This is a genomic window from Nocardia heshunensis (genome assembly GCF_054782115.1).
The window spans coordinates 1241737-1258105 of record NZ_BAAGTC010000009.1 but is presented as its reverse complement, the minus strand read 5'-3'; the positions used below and the strand labels follow the sequence as shown (position 1 = coordinate 1258105).

The 16369-nt window shown below is 68.4% G+C and carries 20 protein-coding genes; 3 read left to right on the top strand and 17 right to left on the bottom strand.

Annotated features, from left to right (window positions below):
• Positions 1-50: 50 nt before the first annotated feature.
• The 3 genes from ACYVN4_RS34125 to ACYVN4_RS34115 form a co-directional block, all read right to left on the bottom strand.
• Positions 51-506, bottom strand: a complete 456-nt coding sequence (locus ACYVN4_RS34125; RefSeq protein ID WP_460726261.1) for a nuclear transport factor 2 family protein — start codon at positions 504-506, stop codon at positions 51-53.
• Between the two features lie 23 nt (positions 507-529).
• Entirely contained in the window at positions 530-1426 is an 897-nt protein-coding gene (locus ACYVN4_RS34120; protein ID WP_460726260.1) for a pyridoxamine 5'-phosphate oxidase family protein, read from the bottom strand.
• A gap of 62 nt (positions 1427-1488) precedes the next feature.
• Positions 1489-1941, bottom strand: coding sequence for a VOC family protein (locus ACYVN4_RS34115; protein ID WP_460726258.1), 453 nt, complete (start codon positions 1939-1941; stop codon positions 1489-1491).
• A 154-nt stretch (positions 1942-2095) separates the two neighbouring features.
• Between ACYVN4_RS34115 and ACYVN4_RS34110 the strand changes: the two genes are divergently transcribed.
• Positions 2096-2626 (top strand): CGNR zinc finger domain-containing protein, encoded by a 531-nt coding sequence (locus ACYVN4_RS34110; RefSeq protein WP_460726256.1) that lies wholly within the window; start codon positions 2096-2098, stop codon positions 2624-2626.
• A gap of 18 nt (positions 2627-2644) precedes the next feature.
• Here ACYVN4_RS34110 and ACYVN4_RS34105 read toward each other — a convergent pair whose 3' ends face one another.
• The 14 genes from ACYVN4_RS34105 to pgsA all read right to left on the bottom strand — a co-directional run bounded on the left by ACYVN4_RS34105 (position 2645) and on the right by pgsA (position 15205).
• Entirely contained in the window at positions 2645-2836 is a 192-nt protein-coding gene (locus ACYVN4_RS34105) for a DUF3046 domain-containing protein (protein WP_460726254.1), read from the bottom strand.
• A gap of 9 nt (positions 2837-2845) precedes the next feature.
• Positions 2846-3994, bottom strand: coding sequence for a glycosyltransferase (locus tag ACYVN4_RS34100; RefSeq protein WP_460726252.1), 1149 nt, complete (start codon positions 3992-3994; stop codon positions 2846-2848).
• A gap of 59 nt (positions 3995-4053) precedes the next feature.
• Complete coding sequence (locus ACYVN4_RS34095) at positions 4054-4767, bottom strand: PIG-L deacetylase family protein (protein WP_460726827.1); 714 nt, start codon at positions 4765-4767, stop codon at positions 4054-4056.
• 226 nt (positions 4768-4993) lie between these two features.
• A complete protein-coding gene (locus ACYVN4_RS34090; protein WP_460726250.1) occupies positions 4994-6145 on the bottom strand; it encodes an ROK family protein in 1152 nt (383 codons plus the stop codon).
• Between the two features lie 118 nt (positions 6146-6263).
• Positions 6264-7685: a sugar ABC transporter permease gene (locus tag ACYVN4_RS34085; protein ID WP_460726248.1), complete on the bottom strand. Its 1422-nt coding sequence runs from the start codon at positions 7683-7685 to the stop codon at positions 6264-6266.
• A 55-nt stretch (positions 7686-7740) separates the two neighbouring features.
• Entirely contained in the window at positions 7741-8514 is a 774-nt protein-coding gene (locus tag ACYVN4_RS34080) for an ATP-binding cassette domain-containing protein (RefSeq protein ID WP_452401439.1), read from the bottom strand.
• A 12-nt stretch (positions 8515-8526) separates the two neighbouring features.
• Positions 8527-9639, bottom strand: a complete 1113-nt coding sequence (locus ACYVN4_RS34075) for a sugar ABC transporter substrate-binding protein (RefSeq protein WP_460726246.1) — start codon at positions 9637-9639, stop codon at positions 8527-8529.
• Between the two features lie 122 nt (positions 9640-9761).
• Positions 9762-10706 carry a quinone oxidoreductase family protein gene (locus tag ACYVN4_RS34070; protein ID WP_460726244.1) on the bottom strand — a complete coding sequence of 315 codons (945 nt, stop codon included), beginning with the start codon at positions 10704-10706 and terminating at the stop codon, positions 9762-9764.
• Between the two features lie 88 nt (positions 10707-10794).
• Positions 10795-10971 carry a hypothetical protein gene (locus tag ACYVN4_RS34065; protein ID WP_460726242.1) on the bottom strand — a complete coding sequence of 59 codons (177 nt, stop codon included), beginning with the start codon at positions 10969-10971 and terminating at the stop codon, positions 10795-10797.
• Between the two features lie 152 nt (positions 10972-11123).
• The gene (pspM, locus tag ACYVN4_RS34060; protein ID WP_460726240.1) at positions 11124-11930 is read right to left on the bottom strand and encodes a phage shock envelope stress response protein PspM; all 807 of its coding nucleotides are present in this window, start codon (positions 11928-11930) and stop codon (positions 11124-11126) included.
• 615 nt (positions 11931-12545) lie between these two features.
• Entirely contained in the window at positions 12546-13385 is an 840-nt protein-coding gene (gene pspA / locus ACYVN4_RS34055; RefSeq protein WP_379355759.1) for a phage shock protein PspA, read from the bottom strand.
• 187 nt (positions 13386-13572) lie between these two features.
• On the bottom strand, positions 13573-14019 hold the full coding sequence (locus ACYVN4_RS34050; RefSeq protein WP_460726238.1) for a helix-turn-helix domain-containing protein: 447 nt from the start codon (positions 14017-14019) through the stop codon (positions 13573-13575).
• An 81-nt stretch (positions 14020-14100) separates the two neighbouring features.
• A complete protein-coding gene (locus ACYVN4_RS34045; RefSeq protein WP_460726825.1) occupies positions 14101-14595 on the bottom strand; it encodes a CinA family protein in 495 nt (164 codons plus the stop codon).
• Positions 14596-14647: 52 nt separating this feature from the next.
• Positions 14648-15205, bottom strand: a complete 558-nt coding sequence (gene pgsA / locus ACYVN4_RS34040; RefSeq protein WP_460726823.1) for a CDP-diacylglycerol--glycerol-3-phosphate 3-phosphatidyltransferase — start codon at positions 15203-15205, stop codon at positions 14648-14650.
• A 240-nt stretch (positions 15206-15445) separates the two neighbouring features.
• Here pgsA and ACYVN4_RS34035 point away from each other — a divergent pair, with 240 nt between their 5' ends.
• Positions 15446-15988: an amino-acid N-acetyltransferase gene (locus ACYVN4_RS34035; RefSeq protein WP_460726236.1), complete on the top strand. Its 543-nt coding sequence runs from the start codon at positions 15446-15448 to the stop codon at positions 15986-15988.
• 34 nt (positions 15989-16022) lie between these two features.
• Complete coding sequence (locus ACYVN4_RS34030) at positions 16023-16313, top strand: YciI family protein (RefSeq protein WP_460726234.1); 291 nt, start codon at positions 16023-16025, stop codon at positions 16311-16313.
• Positions 16314-16369: the final 56 nt, after the last annotated feature.

The window sequence follows — 16369 nt, the reverse complement described above, 5'->3', positions numbered from 1 at the left end:
AGCGCGGAATTCGTCCGAATTCACCGCGGTGAGTACTCCCTGATCTTGTTCTACTGGAGGGGAAGGGGGGCGTCGGATTCCGATTCGGGGCGGGGGCCGAAGATGCGGCGGGCGGATTCGGGGATGGGGGTGTCGTTGATGCTGGCTTCGCGGCGGGACATGCGGCCGTCGGGGGCGAATTCCCAGAGTTCGTTGCCGTAGCTGCGGTACCACTGGCCGTTGTCGTCGTGCCATTCGTATTGGAAGCGGACGGCCATGCGGTTGTTGCGGAAGCCCCAGAGTTCTTTGCGTAGGGCGTAGCCGTTCTCCTTGGCCCACTTGCGCTTCAGGAAGTCGACTATCTCGGCGTGGCCGGTGATGAACTCGTCGCGATTGCGCCACACGCAATCCTCGGTGTACGCCTGGGCGACGGTTTCGGGATCGCGGGTGTTCCAGGCGTTTTCGGCGGCGCGGACCTTGGCCTCGGCCGATTCCATGTCGACGAAGGGGGGAAGCGGTGGACGCACGGATGGACCTTTCGGATCGGTGGTCAGGGGTTGACCGGGGAGAGTTCGGGCTCGCTCCAGCGCAAGGGTGTCGCGCCCGAGATTTCCACGATCTCGGTGAGGGTGAAGTCGATGGAGCATTGCGCTCCGGTGGTGAAGGTGGTTTCGTCCCAGGTTATTTCGGCGGTGCCGGTGAGCTGGAGGGTGACGCCGGTCTGCCAGTCCGGGATCAGCAGCCCACAGCGAGGATCGGCGGCGATATTGCCGAGCGTCATGAACATGGAGTTGCCGCGATAGTCCGGCCAGCGCAGCCGGGTCGGGGAAAGCACCTGCAGGAAGCCGGGATTGCCGCCGCGATGGGAGGCGTCGGCATGGCCGTTCGCGTCGGCGGAGGCCACGAAGAAGGCGTCGGTTCGTGAAACGAGCTGCTGCTGAGCGCTATCCAGCGCCGCGCCCCGACGGACCATCGGGGTCGCTCCGGTCACCCACTCGCGGACCTCCCGCCGGGAGATGTATTTCGGGCAGTTGGAATACACCTGCTCGGTATCGATGTGCAGCCCGTGTGCGGTCGGTGCGATCACGCCGTTGACCCGCATCCGCCGCCGCAATCCTGGTTGCAGCGCGATCATGCCGACATTCCTGGTGCTGTGCAGCGGGTCCGCGAGCGGGTCACCGGCCACCGGCACCGTGTCGACTTCGATGGCCCGATCGCCGGAGGTGTGCACGAACCCTGGCGGACCGGACAGTTGACTCGCCCACATCCGCCCGTCCGCGTCGGCCGCCGCGATCACGATCATCGGCTGCTCGGTCAGGAATTCCGCTGCGGCAAAAGGAATATCGGCGCGAATCATGCGTCCGACCCGCGCGGCGATATCGGCCTGCCCCATGCGTTGCTGCACTGCCAGCTCCCCGGCGTGAAAGACGCTCTTCAGCGTGTTCATCTGGGTGCTCCCTCCGGTCGCCGCGGTGGGCGGCCTGTCGATGCGAGTTCCGGAGTTTCAGGTCAGAAGAAGCCGCAGGTGGGGGCCGCGCCGGAGGGGGCGGGGGCGGATTCGGCGCCGGTGGGGGCGAAGACTTCGAGGCGGATGCCGTCGGGGTCGAGGAAGAAGACGCCGCCGGAGGCCGCGCCCTCACGGTGGGCCACGACGCCGTCCTGGGCGAAGGTCACGTCCAGTTCCTTCAAGGCCGATTCGACTTCGCGTACCTGGTCGATGGTTTCTACCTGGAACGAGAGGTGATGCAGGCCCGGGGTTTTCGAGGAGAACTCGCCGTCGCTCTGCTGCCAGAGGGTGAGCTGGAGTTGTCCGTCGCGGCCGAGGAAGGCGAAGCGGCGTGCGTCCTCGCCACCCGCGCCGAGCTGTTCGAAGCCGAGGGCCTGCCGATAGAAGGCGACCGACCGGTCAATATCGGTGACATTGAGGCCGATGTGCCCGGTGGCGAGAACAGGTGCGGTCATGAGAAACCCCTTCGGATGATCTAACCGGCATAGATTGTTTTACTAGTTAGAAGTTAACGACGAAGCCCGCCCAGGGTCAACCCCTATAGTCGATTTGAGTGGTTAGAAAGGAGTCGTGGACCGGATGCCGACAGCCCGACCGTTACCCTCAGGCGTGCCCGATCCACGCCCTCACCTCGGCGAACCGCTCGCCCTCGACCTGCTCAACACCCGTTGGATGAGCGTGGACGGCTTGCAGGATCTGCTCACCGACGTGGCCGGCGTCCGGCAGTGGCTCGCGGACAACAACCTGGATCTGCCCGCCGACGAACCGACCCGGCAGGCACTGATCACCGCACGCGAGGCGATCCTGCGCGCGGTCAAGGGCGAGACCGCCGACGACCTCAACAAGGTCCTGTCCCACGGTCGCATCCGCCGCGCCCTCACCCCGGACGGCCCGGCCGACATGCCCGAAGTCGCCAATCCGGCGCAGCTACCCGGCTGGCTCGCCGCCGACAACCTGCTGCACCTGCTGGCGAGCGCCCCCGACCGCATCAAGCAATGCGCGCACCCGCATTGCGTCCTGTTCTTCCTCGACACCTCGAAGAACGGCACCCGCCGCTGGCATTCGATGGCGGCCTGCGGCAATCGCGCCAAGGCCACCCGGCACTACGCGCGCAAGATCGGCTCGGATCAGAACCCGTAGCGGCTCAGCGCGATTCGGTCACCAACGTGACTTGGGGACATCGAATTCCGCGCACAGCGCCCGCCACACGTCCCGCGGATCCACCCCGGACTCGATGGCCTGCGCCCCCGTCCTCCCCATGGACGGCAGCACATGATCGTTCAGCAGCACGTCTCCCCGCGCCGTCCCGAACTCGGTATGCAACAGCTCCTGGAACTCCGTCAACCGCACGGCACGACCCTATTGGATGGCGGCGTGGCAGACGGCGATGGGGTCGGAGACGACGGAGATGCCGGTCGCGGCGGAGCAGGCGGCGGTGGTGAAGGCCGGGTCGTCGAGGATGCGTTTGACGGCGTCGCGCAGTGCCTCGGGGGTGAGCGGGCGGACCAGGATCGAACTGCCCTGGCGGGCGGCACGATTGGCGAGTTCCCACTGGTCACCGCCGCCGGGGACGGTGACGATGGGGACACCGGCCAGCAGCGTCTTGGCCAGCAGGCCGTGGCCGCCGCCGCCGATGACCACGGAAGTGTGCCGCAGGAGTTCGTCCTGGCGGCCCAAACCGGCTGTGGCCCAGGCGGGCAGGTTCGTGGGCGGGGTGTCCAGCTGGGAGATGGCGACGCGGACGCCCGCGCCCTCCAACGCCTCCAGCGCGACTTCGGCCAGGCCCGCCTGACCGGTCTGAGCCGTGGAAGGTGCGACCATGACCAGCGGATCATCGCCCGGCGGCAGCTCCAGGACGTGATCGGTGGGCTCCCGCAGCAGCGGGCCGACCAGGTGCGCATTGTCGGGCCAATCCGGGCGCGGCACCTCGAGCGCGGGCAGGGTGGCGACCAGCCGCGCGGTGGCACCCGGATCCTGCGGCGGCAGACCAATACTCGCGCGCGCCTGCTCACGCTGCAGCTCCCCGCGCCGGACCGCACGCGAACTCAGGCCGCGCAGCACCGAATCCCGCGCCCGCCCGCGCATCCCCTCCCCCGCCGCGAGCCCACTCCCGATGGGCGGCAACCCCTTCGACTGCAGGTAGAGCGGATGCGGCGACAACTCCACCCACGGCAGCTTCAACCGCTCCGCCGCCATCCCGCCCCCGGCGGTCAGCACATCCGACACCACCAGCTCCGGCAGCATCGCGCTCAGATCCGGCAGGATCTCCGTCGAAATATGCGCGGCCCGTTGATGAATCCGCGCCCCCGCATCCTCGTCGTCATCTTCGGGCCGAGGCGCCAGCCCTTTGAGCCGCCGCACCCCGATCCCGACATCCCGCGCCGCGTCGAACCACCGCGGACTGGTGAACAACACCGGCTCATCCCCGGCCGCCAGCAATCGCTCACACAACGCAATCGCCGGAAACGCATGCCCAGGATCCGGCCCAGCCACCACCGCTACTCGCACGCCGCCACCATACTGGTCCGCCTCCCCACGCCTTCAGCGCCCGGCTGAGCCGCTCGGATCTACCCTGCGAAGTAGAAGAGCTCGAAGGCCACCGCGCGGGCGGCGGGGAAGCCTTGCTTGGGGCCGGTGGTGCGGTCGAGGACGGCGCGGGCCTGGGATTCGACGGGGTCGGGGCTGAGGGCCTCGAGGTAGCGGTGGTGGGCGGTGAGGGATTGGACGGCGATCTCGAAGGTGTCGGTGACGTCTACGGCGTGGCTGCCGTCGGAGACGCCGCAGACAGCGGCCCAGCGGGGGGAGAAGGCGGGGAGGTCGGCGAGGTCGGGGTGGATCCATTCGTTGCCGGCGTCGGAGACGGCGTCGAGTGCGGCGCGGCCGACGGCACGGTGGTCGGCGGAGTTGGCGTAGCCCCGGGCCCAGGTGTCGCCGAAGTTGAACAGCACCACCATTTCCGCGCGATGGCGGCGGATGGCGGCGGCCAGGTCGCGGCGTAGCTCCAGGGATTCTTGGATGCGGCCGTCGGGGTGACCGAGGAACTCCACCTCGGTGACGCCGACGATCTTGGCGGAGGCGCGCTCCTCGTCCTCGCGCAGCGGGCCGGCCTCGGCGGGGCTCAGGCCCGCGATACCGGCCTCGCCGCTGCTGACCAGCACATAGCGAATGTCCTTGCCCTGCCGCGTCCACCGCGCGACGGCCGCCGCCGCACCGTATTCGATGTCATCGGGGTGCGCGACGATGACGATGCCGCGCTGCCAGTCCTCGGGGAGTTGCTCCATGCGGCCATTCAACCGCAGCCCGGTAGCACCGACCAGCGGCGCGGCCAAGGCGGCCACCGCCAGGGCGAAGTCGACCTCCACCCGGCCGGTTAGTACGCAACGTCACTCGGCTTGTCCTTCGTCATCCCGGCGTGTCTTTGGCCGGGATCCACACCGCGAGGTGCCACCACCGATGTGTCGATTCCGGCCAAGAGCACGCCGGAATGACGGGAGTGCCGTCGCAGAATCAGAGCATCGCGAGTACGCCTTCGAAGGCCGCTTCCGCCGCCCCGAGCAGTTTCAAATCGCCGCCCAGTCGGGACTTTTCGATCCGCACCCCACCCATGGCGCGACTGACCATGCTGCGACGGCGGACCTGATCGCCGACGTGGGCCACGGCCCCGTCGGGCAGCGCGGTGAACAGGTCGCCGAGCACAACCAGTTCGGGGCCGAGGATGTTCACGACGTTCACCAGGCCAAGGGTGAGCCAGTCCAGGTAGTCGTGCAGCTGTGTTTCCCAATCACCGTGCAGTTCACGCAGTTCGGCGACGATCGCGCCGCGTGGGCCGTGCTCGGGCATACCGAGCGCGCGGCACAGGGCGGCCTCGCCGACCTCGGTCTCCCAGCAGCCCTCGTTGCCGCAGTGGCAGATTCGGCCGCCGGGGTTCACGGTCATGTGGCCGATCTCGCCGAGATAGCCCGCCGAACCGCGCAGCAGCGCCCCCTGCGCGATCAGTCCCCCGCCGACGCCGACATCGGCGGAGACGAACACCGCGTCGTCGGCTCCGCGCCCCGCACCTCGGACATGCTCTGCGAGCGCACCGAATTCGGCGTCGTTGCCGACCACCACCGGCAGGTCCAGAACCGTGCGCAGCCGCTGCCCCAATGCCACCTCGACCCAGCACAGGTTGGAGGCGGAGTGCACCAGGCCGTCGGAGCGGCGCACCACCCCGGGAATGCACACCCCGGCCGCCATCGGCCGCAGATCCAGATCCTGCGCCAGCATGGCCGCGGACTCCGCGACGTGCGTGATGACCTCGTCCGGTTCCCGTTGCCGCCCACGCAGATTCCAGCTGTTGCGGCCCAGTATCTGCCCGCCGAAACCGACCAGCGCGATCCCAGCGTGCTCGACCTGCACGTCCACCGCCAGCACCACCGCCGCCTGCGGTTGCGGCAGCACCAGCAGCGACGGGCGACCGGCGGTGCGCGCCAGGCGCGGCACCTTCTCCTCCACCACGCCGTCCTCGGCCAGCCCGTCGACCAGCATTTTGATGGTGGAGCGATTGAGCCCGAGCGAAGTCGCCAGCGCCGCACGGGTGGCGGGGCCTCCGGTGTGGAGCAGCCGCAGGAGGCTGGACCGGTTGAACCGGCGCACCTCGTCCGGTCGGGCGACGGTCATGGACCGGTTTCTACCATTGCGCGACACCACCGTCCGCCATCGCCACGGCTCGACCGACCGCCATCACCAACGCGGCGGGCAGCCCCGCCGCGTCGAATCGGCTCCCGGTCACCGGTGTTCATCGGACCGCGGTCGCCGCACGGCGTCGCGACAACGCATCCACGGTCGCCGCCAGCAGCAGCACCAAACCGGTCACGATGGATACCACCGCCGCCGGTTGCTGGAGCAGCCCAAGCCCGTTGGACACCACCGCCAGCACCGCGCCACCGATCACCGCGTCGGCCACCCGGCCCCGGCCGCCGAACAGCGAGGTGCCGCCGATCACCGCCGCACCCACCGCGAACAGCAGGGTGTTGAGCCCGCCCGCCTGTGGATCGACCGAGCCGACCTTCGAGGAGTAGACGATCGCGCCGACCGCCGCACACGCCGAGCTGATCACGAAAACGCTTGCCCGCAACTGGGTTACGTTGATGCCCGCACGCCGCGCCGCCTCGACATTGCCGCCGACAGCGTAGATGTGGCGGCCGTAGGTGGTGCGGGTCAGCACGTAGGTTCCGGCGACCAGCAGTACCAGCACGATCGGAACCACGTACGGCACACCGGAAATGACGATCAGCTTGGACGGCGAACGGTTCACGGTGAGCAGCGCCGTCACCACGATCGCGAACACCACCAGCGCGGCGACCTTCGCGATCACCAGCGGCGTGGGCGAGGTGACCAGACCTCGACGCCTACGCAGCGCATGCCCGCCGAGGGTGACCCCCGCGTATCCACCGGCCGCCAGCACACACAGCACCCAACTCCCCGCCGTCGACAGGTTCCCGTTGGCCACCGCATCCAGCACGTGCGAGGAGCTGATCCCCAGCACCCCGCCCTGCCCGATGAGCTGCAGGATCACGCCCTGCCACGCCAGGAACAACGCCAGCGTCACCACGAACGACGGCATGCCGATCTTGGCGATCAGGAACCCGGTGATGGAACCGATGGCCGCGCCGACACACACCGCGAACAGCATCTCGATCCACGGATTCGCTTCCAACCCAAGGACCGTCAGCAGAATCCCGACCAGGGAGAACGCCACCCCCGGCCAGATCCGCAGCAGGCCCGCGAGGATCGCCGCGAGCACCAGCAACGCGATGAAGATGTAGAACACCGTGGAACCCATGCCGTGCATCAGATTCCCGTTGTCCACATAGTGCAGGGCCAGCACCGCGGCCGCCACGCCCGAGGCGGTGCCGGCCGACAGATCGATCTCGCCGATCAACAGTACGAACACGATCCCGATGGCGATGATGGTCTGTCCCGCACCCTGCGCCAGCAGATTGGCGATGTTGTTGAGCGAGAAGAACACATCCGACATCAGCGAGAACAGCACCACCAGCGCGATCAGTCCGAGAATCGCTGGTAGGGAACCGATTTCGCCGCCGCGCAGCCGGGCCACGTAGTCGCGCAGGGCATCCCTGGTCGACAACGTCGTGGTGTCGATCCCGAAGTCGGTGATCGCGGTATCGGTGGCCGCGGATTCCGAAACATTGGTCATATCAGTGGATTCCTCGCTCACAGCGCCCCAGCTTCCTCACAACGCCACAGCTCATTCACAACGCCACGGCCTCGGGCCGGGCCAGGCCCAGATCACCCGAGCGGCCCGCGGTGATCAACTCCACCACCTGCGAGGTGGTCACGTCCGCGGTCCGCACCTGCGCGGCCATCCGGCCCAGGTACAGCACCGCGATCCGGTCCGCGACCTCGAACACGTCGGCCAGGTTGTGGCTGATCAGCACCACGCCCAGTCCCTGCTCGGCCAGTCGCCGCACCAGATCCAGCACCTGCCGCGTCTGCGCCACACCCAGGGCCGCGGTCGGTTCGTCCAGCAGCACCAGATTGCTGTTCCACAGCACCGCTTTCGCGATCGCCACGGTCTGCCGCTGCCCGCCGGACAGGGCTGCGACCGGGGTGCGCACCGATTTCACGGTGCGCACCCCCAACGAGGCCAGGGTGCGCCGCGCCGCCTCCTCCATGCTCGCCTCGTCCAGCAGCCACGGTTTCCCGCGCTCCCGGCCGAGGAACATGTTGGCCACGATGTCGAGGTTGTCGCACAGGGCCAGGTCCTGGTAGACCACCTCGATGCCGAGCGCCGCCGCGTCCTTGGCGCCACGCAGATGAACGGGTTCACCCCGGAATCGCACCTCGCCGGAGTCGGCGGCGTGGATTCCGGCAACACATTTCACCAGCGTGGATTTGCCCGCGCCATTGTCGCCGACGAGCGCGGTGACCTCGCCCGCCGGCACGGTGAGGTCGACGTCGTGCAGCACGTGCACCGGTCCGAAACTCTTGTTCAGTCCGGTGATTTGGAGCAGCGGCTCACTCATGTCTCTGATTCCTTAGGAGATGCCGAGATCGGTGCAGGCCTGCTTCACGTCCCCCGAGCAAACGTCGGCGGCCTTCACGAAACCGGAGTCCACCACCTGCTTGACCTCGGTCTTGGTGATCAACTGCGGTTGCAGCAGCACCGATTTCACCTGGCGCTTACCCTTCGGGTCCTGGCTCACGCCTACCGCCAGCGCATCCGCGCTCGCCTTGTCGCCCTTGGCCAGCGCCACAGCGAGTTTCGCGGCATTCTCGGCCTCGTCCTTGATGGGCTTGAACACCGTCATGTACTGGTCGCCGCGCAGCACCGCCTTGAGGCCGTCGACGGTGGCGTCCTGACCGGTCACCGGCACCTTGCCATTGAGGCCGTTCTTCTTCAGCACGGTGATCACCGCGCCCGCGAGACCGTCGTTGGCCGCGACCACACCATCGACCTTGCCGCCGTTGCCGGTGAGGATCTGCTCGAAGGTGGTGCCGCCCGTCTGGTTGTTCCAGTCGTCGATGGCCTGGCTGCGCACCAGCTTCAGCGTGCCCGCGTCATACAGCGGCTGCAGCACCGTCTCCTGGCCCTGATGGAACAGGGTCGCGTTGTTGTCGGTGGGCGCGCCCTCGATCTCGACGACCTGCGCGCCCGGCTTGTCCTTGAGCGCGGTGGCCAGGCCCTGACCCTGCAGCGCACCGACCTTCACATTGTCGAAAGACACGTAGTAGTCCGACGATCCGCCCAGGTTGAGCCGGTCGTAGTCGATGGTCGGGATCCCGGCCTTCTGCGCCTTCGACGCGACCGCGCTACCCACCTCGCTGTTGATCGAGGCGATGACCAGTACCTTCACGCCCTTGGCGATCATGCCGTCGGCGAGGGTGGAGAACTTCTGCACATCGCCCTGCGCGTTCTGCACGTCGGCGGCGAAACCGGCGTCGCCCAACGCCTTCTGCAGCAGCGGCTTGTCGAAGGATTCCCAGCGGGCCGAGGTGGCGGTCTCGGGGAGGATCACCCCGACCGTGCCGTTCGCGCCGCCGCCCGAAGGGGCGTTCGACGAGGACGTGCCGCTGCTGGAATTGGATCCGCAGGCAGTGAGGGTGAGCAGGCCGGACAATGCCAGCGCGACAGCGAATTTCGTCCTCATCAGGGTGACCTTTCAGGCGGCAGCCGCTGGTTGCGGCCGCACACACGGCATATGTTGTGGGCAACAACATATGCCGTGTGAGTCACTCATATGGGACGTTTCGATAAATCGATCGGCCCGGTTCAGGGCAGCAGGATCACCTTGCCGCCGGCATGGCCGTCCATCACGAACTCGTGCGCCGCGGACACCTCGGACAGCGGGAAGGTCTTGGCGATCGCCAGCTCCAACTTGCCGGCGGCCAGCAGCGGCAGTAGCTCCCGCCAGGCATTGCCGCGGATCTCGGTGCCCGGATCCGCGCCCGGACCGCCGCCCAGCACCTGGAAGCCGTCGGTCGCGGCCCGGCCGAAGGCGACAATGGAGGCGATCCGGCGGCGGTCGGGCACCAGCTCCAGCGAGACATCCACCGCCTCGTCGGTGCCGACCGTGTCGAGGGCGGCCTCGATACCATTGGGGGCCAAGGCCCGGACGCGGTCGGCCAGCCCCGGACCGTACTCGACGGGCTCGACCCCGTAGGCCCGCAACCGTTCGTGGCGGCTCGCCGACGCGGTGCCGATCACGCGCGCACCCCGGGCCACCGCCAGCTGCGCTGCCAGCGCGCCGACACTGCCCGCGGCACCGTGCACCAGCACGGTGTCTCCCGGGCCGACACCGGTCGCGGCCAGCATGTGCACGGCCGTGCCGCCGACACTCAGCACACCCGCGGCCTGCTTCCAATCCACATCGGCGGGCTTGGGCACGACGCGTGCCGCGGGAGCGTTGACGACCGAGGCGTAGCCGCCCGACACCGGCGCGAGCACCTCGTCCCCGACCGACAGCGGACCGGCGGGACCGATCGCGTCCGGACCGACCGCGGTGACGACGCCCGCGACCTCCAGGCCCGGCCGCAACGGCAGCTTGCTCGGATCGGTGCCGAACGCACCGCTGTAGACCTTGTGATCGAAGGGATTCACCCCGGCGGCGCGAACCGCGATGGTGACCTCACCCGGTCCCGGATCGGGGACCTCGATCTCGATGAGCGACAAGACTTCCGGTCCACCGTACGAGGTGGCGACGACAGCAGTGGCCATGCGGTGATAATACGGAAAAAGGACCGTCCGCCCCGGAGCATCGGGGTGGACGGTCCTGCAGTGGTCGCGGCGCGCGCGGCCCGGCCGATCAGTACTTGCCGAGCGGCGACTTGTTCTTCGAACCCGACATCGCCTTGTACACCCAGTACAGGCCGAAGACGATCGCGGTGATGACGAGAATCGGGAACAGCGCCTTGATCAGCGCGCCCAGAATGGCGAAGGCGATCCACACGAGGACGACGACGCCGAGAATCTTCCAAAACATTTCATGCCTCCTGGTCTCCGAACCGCCGTCCGGCAGATCCGTCACCATCCATACTGCGTCGTGTTCCTGAGAAAATCACCAGGTCAAGAGCAATATCCGGGGAATTTCAGGGTTCACCCTGAGCGGTGCGGACGCTCCGCATCGGACGCGGGTCAGGGATTGGCGCGATAACGCTGGTCGGCGAGGTCGGTCAACGCCTGTGCCCAGCCGTCGAGCCGGTCGGCGGCATCGCGCAGATTGACCATGGCCCAGCCGAGTTGGTCGGCCACGGCCGCACTGTCGGGCACCGCGAGCACGCGGGCCGCGGCGGCCACCATGCCCTCGTACTCGACGACACCGCCGTCCAGCCGAATCGACACCGCCCGGACATGCTCGCCGAGAGGCGAATTCACGCCCAGCGCACCCGAGGCCCGCTCCATGGCGACCACATCCTGCGCGAGCGCGTGCAGGGCGGCCGCACCCGAGGCCGCGGTCTCCACGGTGTCCTCGAGGTCGTCCTCCGGCAATCGGCCCGAACGCGCGATCTGCGTGTGCAATCCGTGCAGCGCCCGCTCCGCCTTCACCAGCCGCGCGATCGACGCCCGCGCCGCCGAGCGGATCGGCGGCAGCTTGCGCGGCACGAACGCCGCCTGCGGCAACGGTTCCCGCCGCATCTCCAAATACCGCTTCGCGGTCACCGCGGTCCCGGTGACCAGCGCCACCGCACCGCCGCCGACGATGACCACCGCCCACGCCGGTGCCGAGATCAACATCAGCCCAACGGTTCCCGCCGTCGTCAACCCCGACGCCGTCCCCAACCGAAAACTCCGCCGCCGAGCCCGCCGCCGCTTGCGCAACTCCCGCTCCCGCGGATCGGCCCACTTCCGCACGGCCACCAACGCCTGCTCCCCCACCCCGCGCAAGGTATCCGGCAGCCGCTGCGCCAACTCCTCGGGCTCGAACCCGGTAGGCGCCAACACCTCCCGCACCGCCTCGGTAGCCCGCTCCCGCTTCCCCCGCTTCCGCCGACCGCGCTTCCCCGGGTCACCGCCCGGACTGGAAGCCGACCCCGGCGGAGGGGTCCACGGCGCACCCGCTGCGCCGACGTGCGCTGCCGAAGGAGGGAATGGCGAAGCGACACCTGCTACCGGAGCGCCCATTCCCGCCGCAGGAGGCGCGGAATGTCGTGCAGGGTCGAAAGTCTGGTTCGCGGCCGAACTCTGGGCAACCGCAGCGGGTGGCCGGGCCGCCTGCGGGGCCCGGGCCGCGCTGGTCTGGGAAGTCTGATTCGCCGCTGCCCGCGGCTGCGCCGATTCCACCGCGCCACCGTATCCGGAGGCACCGACAAACGGGCTCGCCTCGACGGAGGTGGGCGTCCAGTCCCAGAGTGCATCGGTTGCCGATGTCGCTGCGGCGGTGGCGGATTCGGGCGCTACCGGCGGCTGGGGGTTAGCGGGTGGGCCGAACGGGGAGGGGAAACCGGGGATGGGGTCCGGGGTTTTGGTGCGGGTTCGGCGGAGGAAACGCGCAGGGGAGGTCGCGGGGTCGTGTTCGGCCCGCGATCTCCCCATCGTGCACTACCTTTCGCGCAGCAGTTACTGCTGGGCGGCCTGGCCCTTGTTGAAGTTGGGCTGGGTGGCGGGCTGCGCGGGGGCGGCCTGACCGGGCTGGATCTGCGGCTGGGCGGCATTGCCTCCGGCGGGGAGGGCATCGCCGCGCATGGAGGCGCGGATCTGCTCGAGGCGGCTGTGGCCGGCCATCTGGACGCTGGCCTGCTGGACCTCGAGCATGCGGCCCTGCACCGAGTTGCCCGCGAGCTCGGCAGCACCGAGGGCATTGGCGTAGCGGCGTTCGATCTTCTCGCGCACCGCATCCAGGCTCGGAACCGCGCCGGGAGCCGACAGGGTGGAGTCCATCTGCTGCAGGGAGGCGGAGACCTGCTCCTGCATCTTGGCCTGCTCCAGCTGGGACAGCAGCTTGGTGCGCTCGGCGACCTTCTGCTGCAGCAGCATGGCGTTCTGCTCGACGGCCTTCTTGGCCTGGGCGGCGGCCTGCAGCGACTGGTCGTGCAGCACCTTCAGGTCCTCGACGGACTGCTCGGCGGTCACCAGCTGCGCGGCGAAAGCCTCAGCGGCATTGGTGTACTGGATCGCCTTCTCGGTGTCGCCGGCGCCACTGGCCTGGTCGGCGAGCATAACCGCCTGGCGCGCATTGGCATTGAGCTTCTCGACCTCGTCCAGCTGACGGTTGAGCTTCATCTCCAGCTGGCGCTGGTTGCCGATCACCGACGCGGCCTGCTGTGACAGGGCCTGATGCTGGCGCTGGGCTTCCTCGATGGCCTGCTGGATCTGAACCTTCGGATCCGCATGCTCTTCGATCTTCGAGTCGAAGAGGGCCATCAGGTACTTCCAGGCCTTCACGAACGGATTAGCCATCGATTGATCCCGCCTCCATATGACGTGCCGCGCCCCGTAGCGCGACAGTAGTGCGCGACCGTCGCGCACCCCTGCTGTCCCATATCTCCACTGTGCAACGGCCGTTCCGGAGATTTCGGCAACAGCGCGACGCCTCCGGGACGAAGCCTACAGAGAATTTATCCCTTTCGGCTCCGGAGCACAGCGATCACTTGGCGGCCACCAGCACCAGACGATCCGACTTGGGGGCCGGAATCACAATGCGGGGACCGAACGTTCCGTCCGCGGCCATCACCATTTCACCGTCGCCGCCCCTGGGCGTGACCTTCGCGGAAACCTTGCCCGCGCCCGCCTTGGCGGGCAGCTTGGTCACGGCGCCGACCTTCGCGGTGGCCTTCTCGCGCGCCAGCGCGGTGGCCTTGTCGGCGTCGGCCATGGCCGAGCTCACATCGAAGAGCACCTGTGCCAGTGGCACATCCAGGGCCTGGCAGATGGCGGCCAGCAGTTCGCTGGAGGCCTCCTTGCGCCCGCGTTCCACCTCGGACAGGTAACCCAGACTCACGCGCGCGGAGGTGGAGACCTCACGCAGTGTCCGGCTCTGGGCGACCCGAGCACGACGCAGGCTTTCCCCGATCGCTTCTCGCAGCAGCGTCATCTCGTTCTCCTCACACTCGTCTCGCCGGACCCAGCGTTTGACTGGACAACGTCCGGCGTCGGCCGCGCGTTCCCGGCCTCTTCACTCGCCCCTGACGGAGCGGACGAGTTCGGTGACCGCGGCGCGGACCGCGCCCACCCTGATCGTCCACCGGTCCCCCGACAACTTCAACCGAAGTACCTCGGTGGACTGCGGACCCGCTATACCAAGAAATACCGTGCCGACCGGCTTGCCGTCCTGCGGTTCGGGTCCGGCGACGCCGGTGAGCCCGATTCCCCAGTCCGATCCGCAACGCCGGCGGGCCCCGACCGCGAGCTGTTCGGCGGTGCTTGCGGCCACCGGTCCGTCCGTGGTCAGCGTGTCCGCGCTCACATCCGCGAGGGATTGCTTGAGGTCGGTGGCGTAGACGATCAGTCCACCCCGCAACACCGCACTCGCGCCCGGAATTCCCGCGATGGTGGCGGCGAGTAGACCGGCGGTCAGCGACTCCGCGGTGGCCACGGTCTGGCCGGCCTCGGCCAGGACGGCCACCAGCTCCCCGGCCGGGGCCACGGTGACGAGCGGATCCGGCGGGATGGGCCCGGCGGTCGCCACCCGGGACAGAATTCCCTCGATATCGGGCCGGACCCTACGCGCCACGGCTGCCGCCCGGCGAGCCGAACCACAGCCGACCCGCCTGCACGACGTAGTCCAGGCCGGTGACGACGGTCAGCACGACCGCCACGTACATCAAGTCCATTCCGGCAGAAGCGAATCCGCCCGACAGCGGCAGCAACAGCACGGCAATCGCAACGGACTGGACCAGCGTCTTGATCTTGCCGCCGCGACCCGCCGGAATCACGCCGCGGCGCACCACCGCCAACCGCAGCAGGGTGATGCCCAGCTCGCGGGCCACGATGACCAGGGTGATCCACCACGGCAGATCGTGCAGCATCGACAGCCCGATCAGCGCGGCCCCGATCAGGGCCTTGTCCGCGATCGGATCCATCAACTTGCCGAAGTCCGTGACCAGGCCGTACTTCCGGGCCAGCTGCCCGTCGATGCGGTCGGTGATGGCGGCGACGCCGAACAGCCCGGCCGCGATCCAGCGCCACGAGGTGTTATGGCCGCCCGCGGCGAACAGGGCCAGCAGGAACAGCGGCACGATCAGGATGCGCAGGATGGTCAGGATGTTGGCGATGTTCATCAGCGGCACGGCCGCCGGCTCCACCACTGCCTCCGGGCGCGGGGTGGGAATGAACCCCGGGCTCGCCGCCGGAACGGCTTCCGCCCAGCGACCCTCGATCTCGTCCGGCTGCACGGTCACCAGCGCCCCCACCGGCCGTGGCGGCGGCCCTGGTTTCCGGACCATGCCGGGCTGCGGAGGGACTGGATGTGCGACACACCGACAAGCCTATCGGTACGCGGGCCGACTACTGTGCACCCCATGACAACACGGGCACCAAACAGCGGTTCCATCGACGGGCAGGCGGCGAATACGCCGGTCGTCCGTCGAGCGCGAACCTCTGACGTGCCCCAGATCAAGCACCTCATCGACATCTACGCCGGACGGATCCTGCTCGAGAAGAACCTGGTCACCCTGTATGAGGCCGTGCAGGAATTCTGGGTCGCCGAACTGAACGGGCAGATCCTGGGCTGCGGGGCGCTGCACGTGCTGTGGGCCGACCTCGGCGAGATCCGCACGGTCGCGGTGCATCCGGACATCAAGGGCACCGGCGCGGGCCGGTTGCTGGTCGAGCAGCTCATCACGGTGGCGCGCGACCTCGACCTGAGCCGGGTGTTCGTGCTGACCTTCGAGGTGGACTTCTTCGCCCGGCACGGCTTCGTGGAGATCGAGGGCACGCCGGTGACCGCCGAGGTCTACGCCGAGATGTGCCGCTCCTACGACACCGGTGTCGCCGAATTCCTGGATCTGTCCTACGTCAAGCCCAACACGCTCGGGAATACCCGAATGCTGTTGACGCTCTGACACTTCCGCATACCGACTCCGAGAGGGATCAACCATGGCCGTCTTCGCCGTCCACTACGTCTACTCCGATGCCACCGCCCCCGCGCGCGACATTCACCGCCCCGACCACCGCGCCTGGCTCAACAGCCTGGTCGACGAGGGCACCGTCCTCACCAGCGGCCCGTACCCGGACGGCTCCGGCGCACTCATCCTGGTGCAGGCCGATTCGCTCGACGCCGCCGCCAAGCTCTTCGAGAACGACCCGTTCAACCGTGAGGGCCTGCTGACCGACAAGCGCATCGTGGAGTGGCTGCCGACCATGGGCGCGTTCGTGGCCGGCGCATAGACACTGTCTACGCATTCGTAGACAACGTCTACGGAACGTCAACTCCGTTCAGCCCC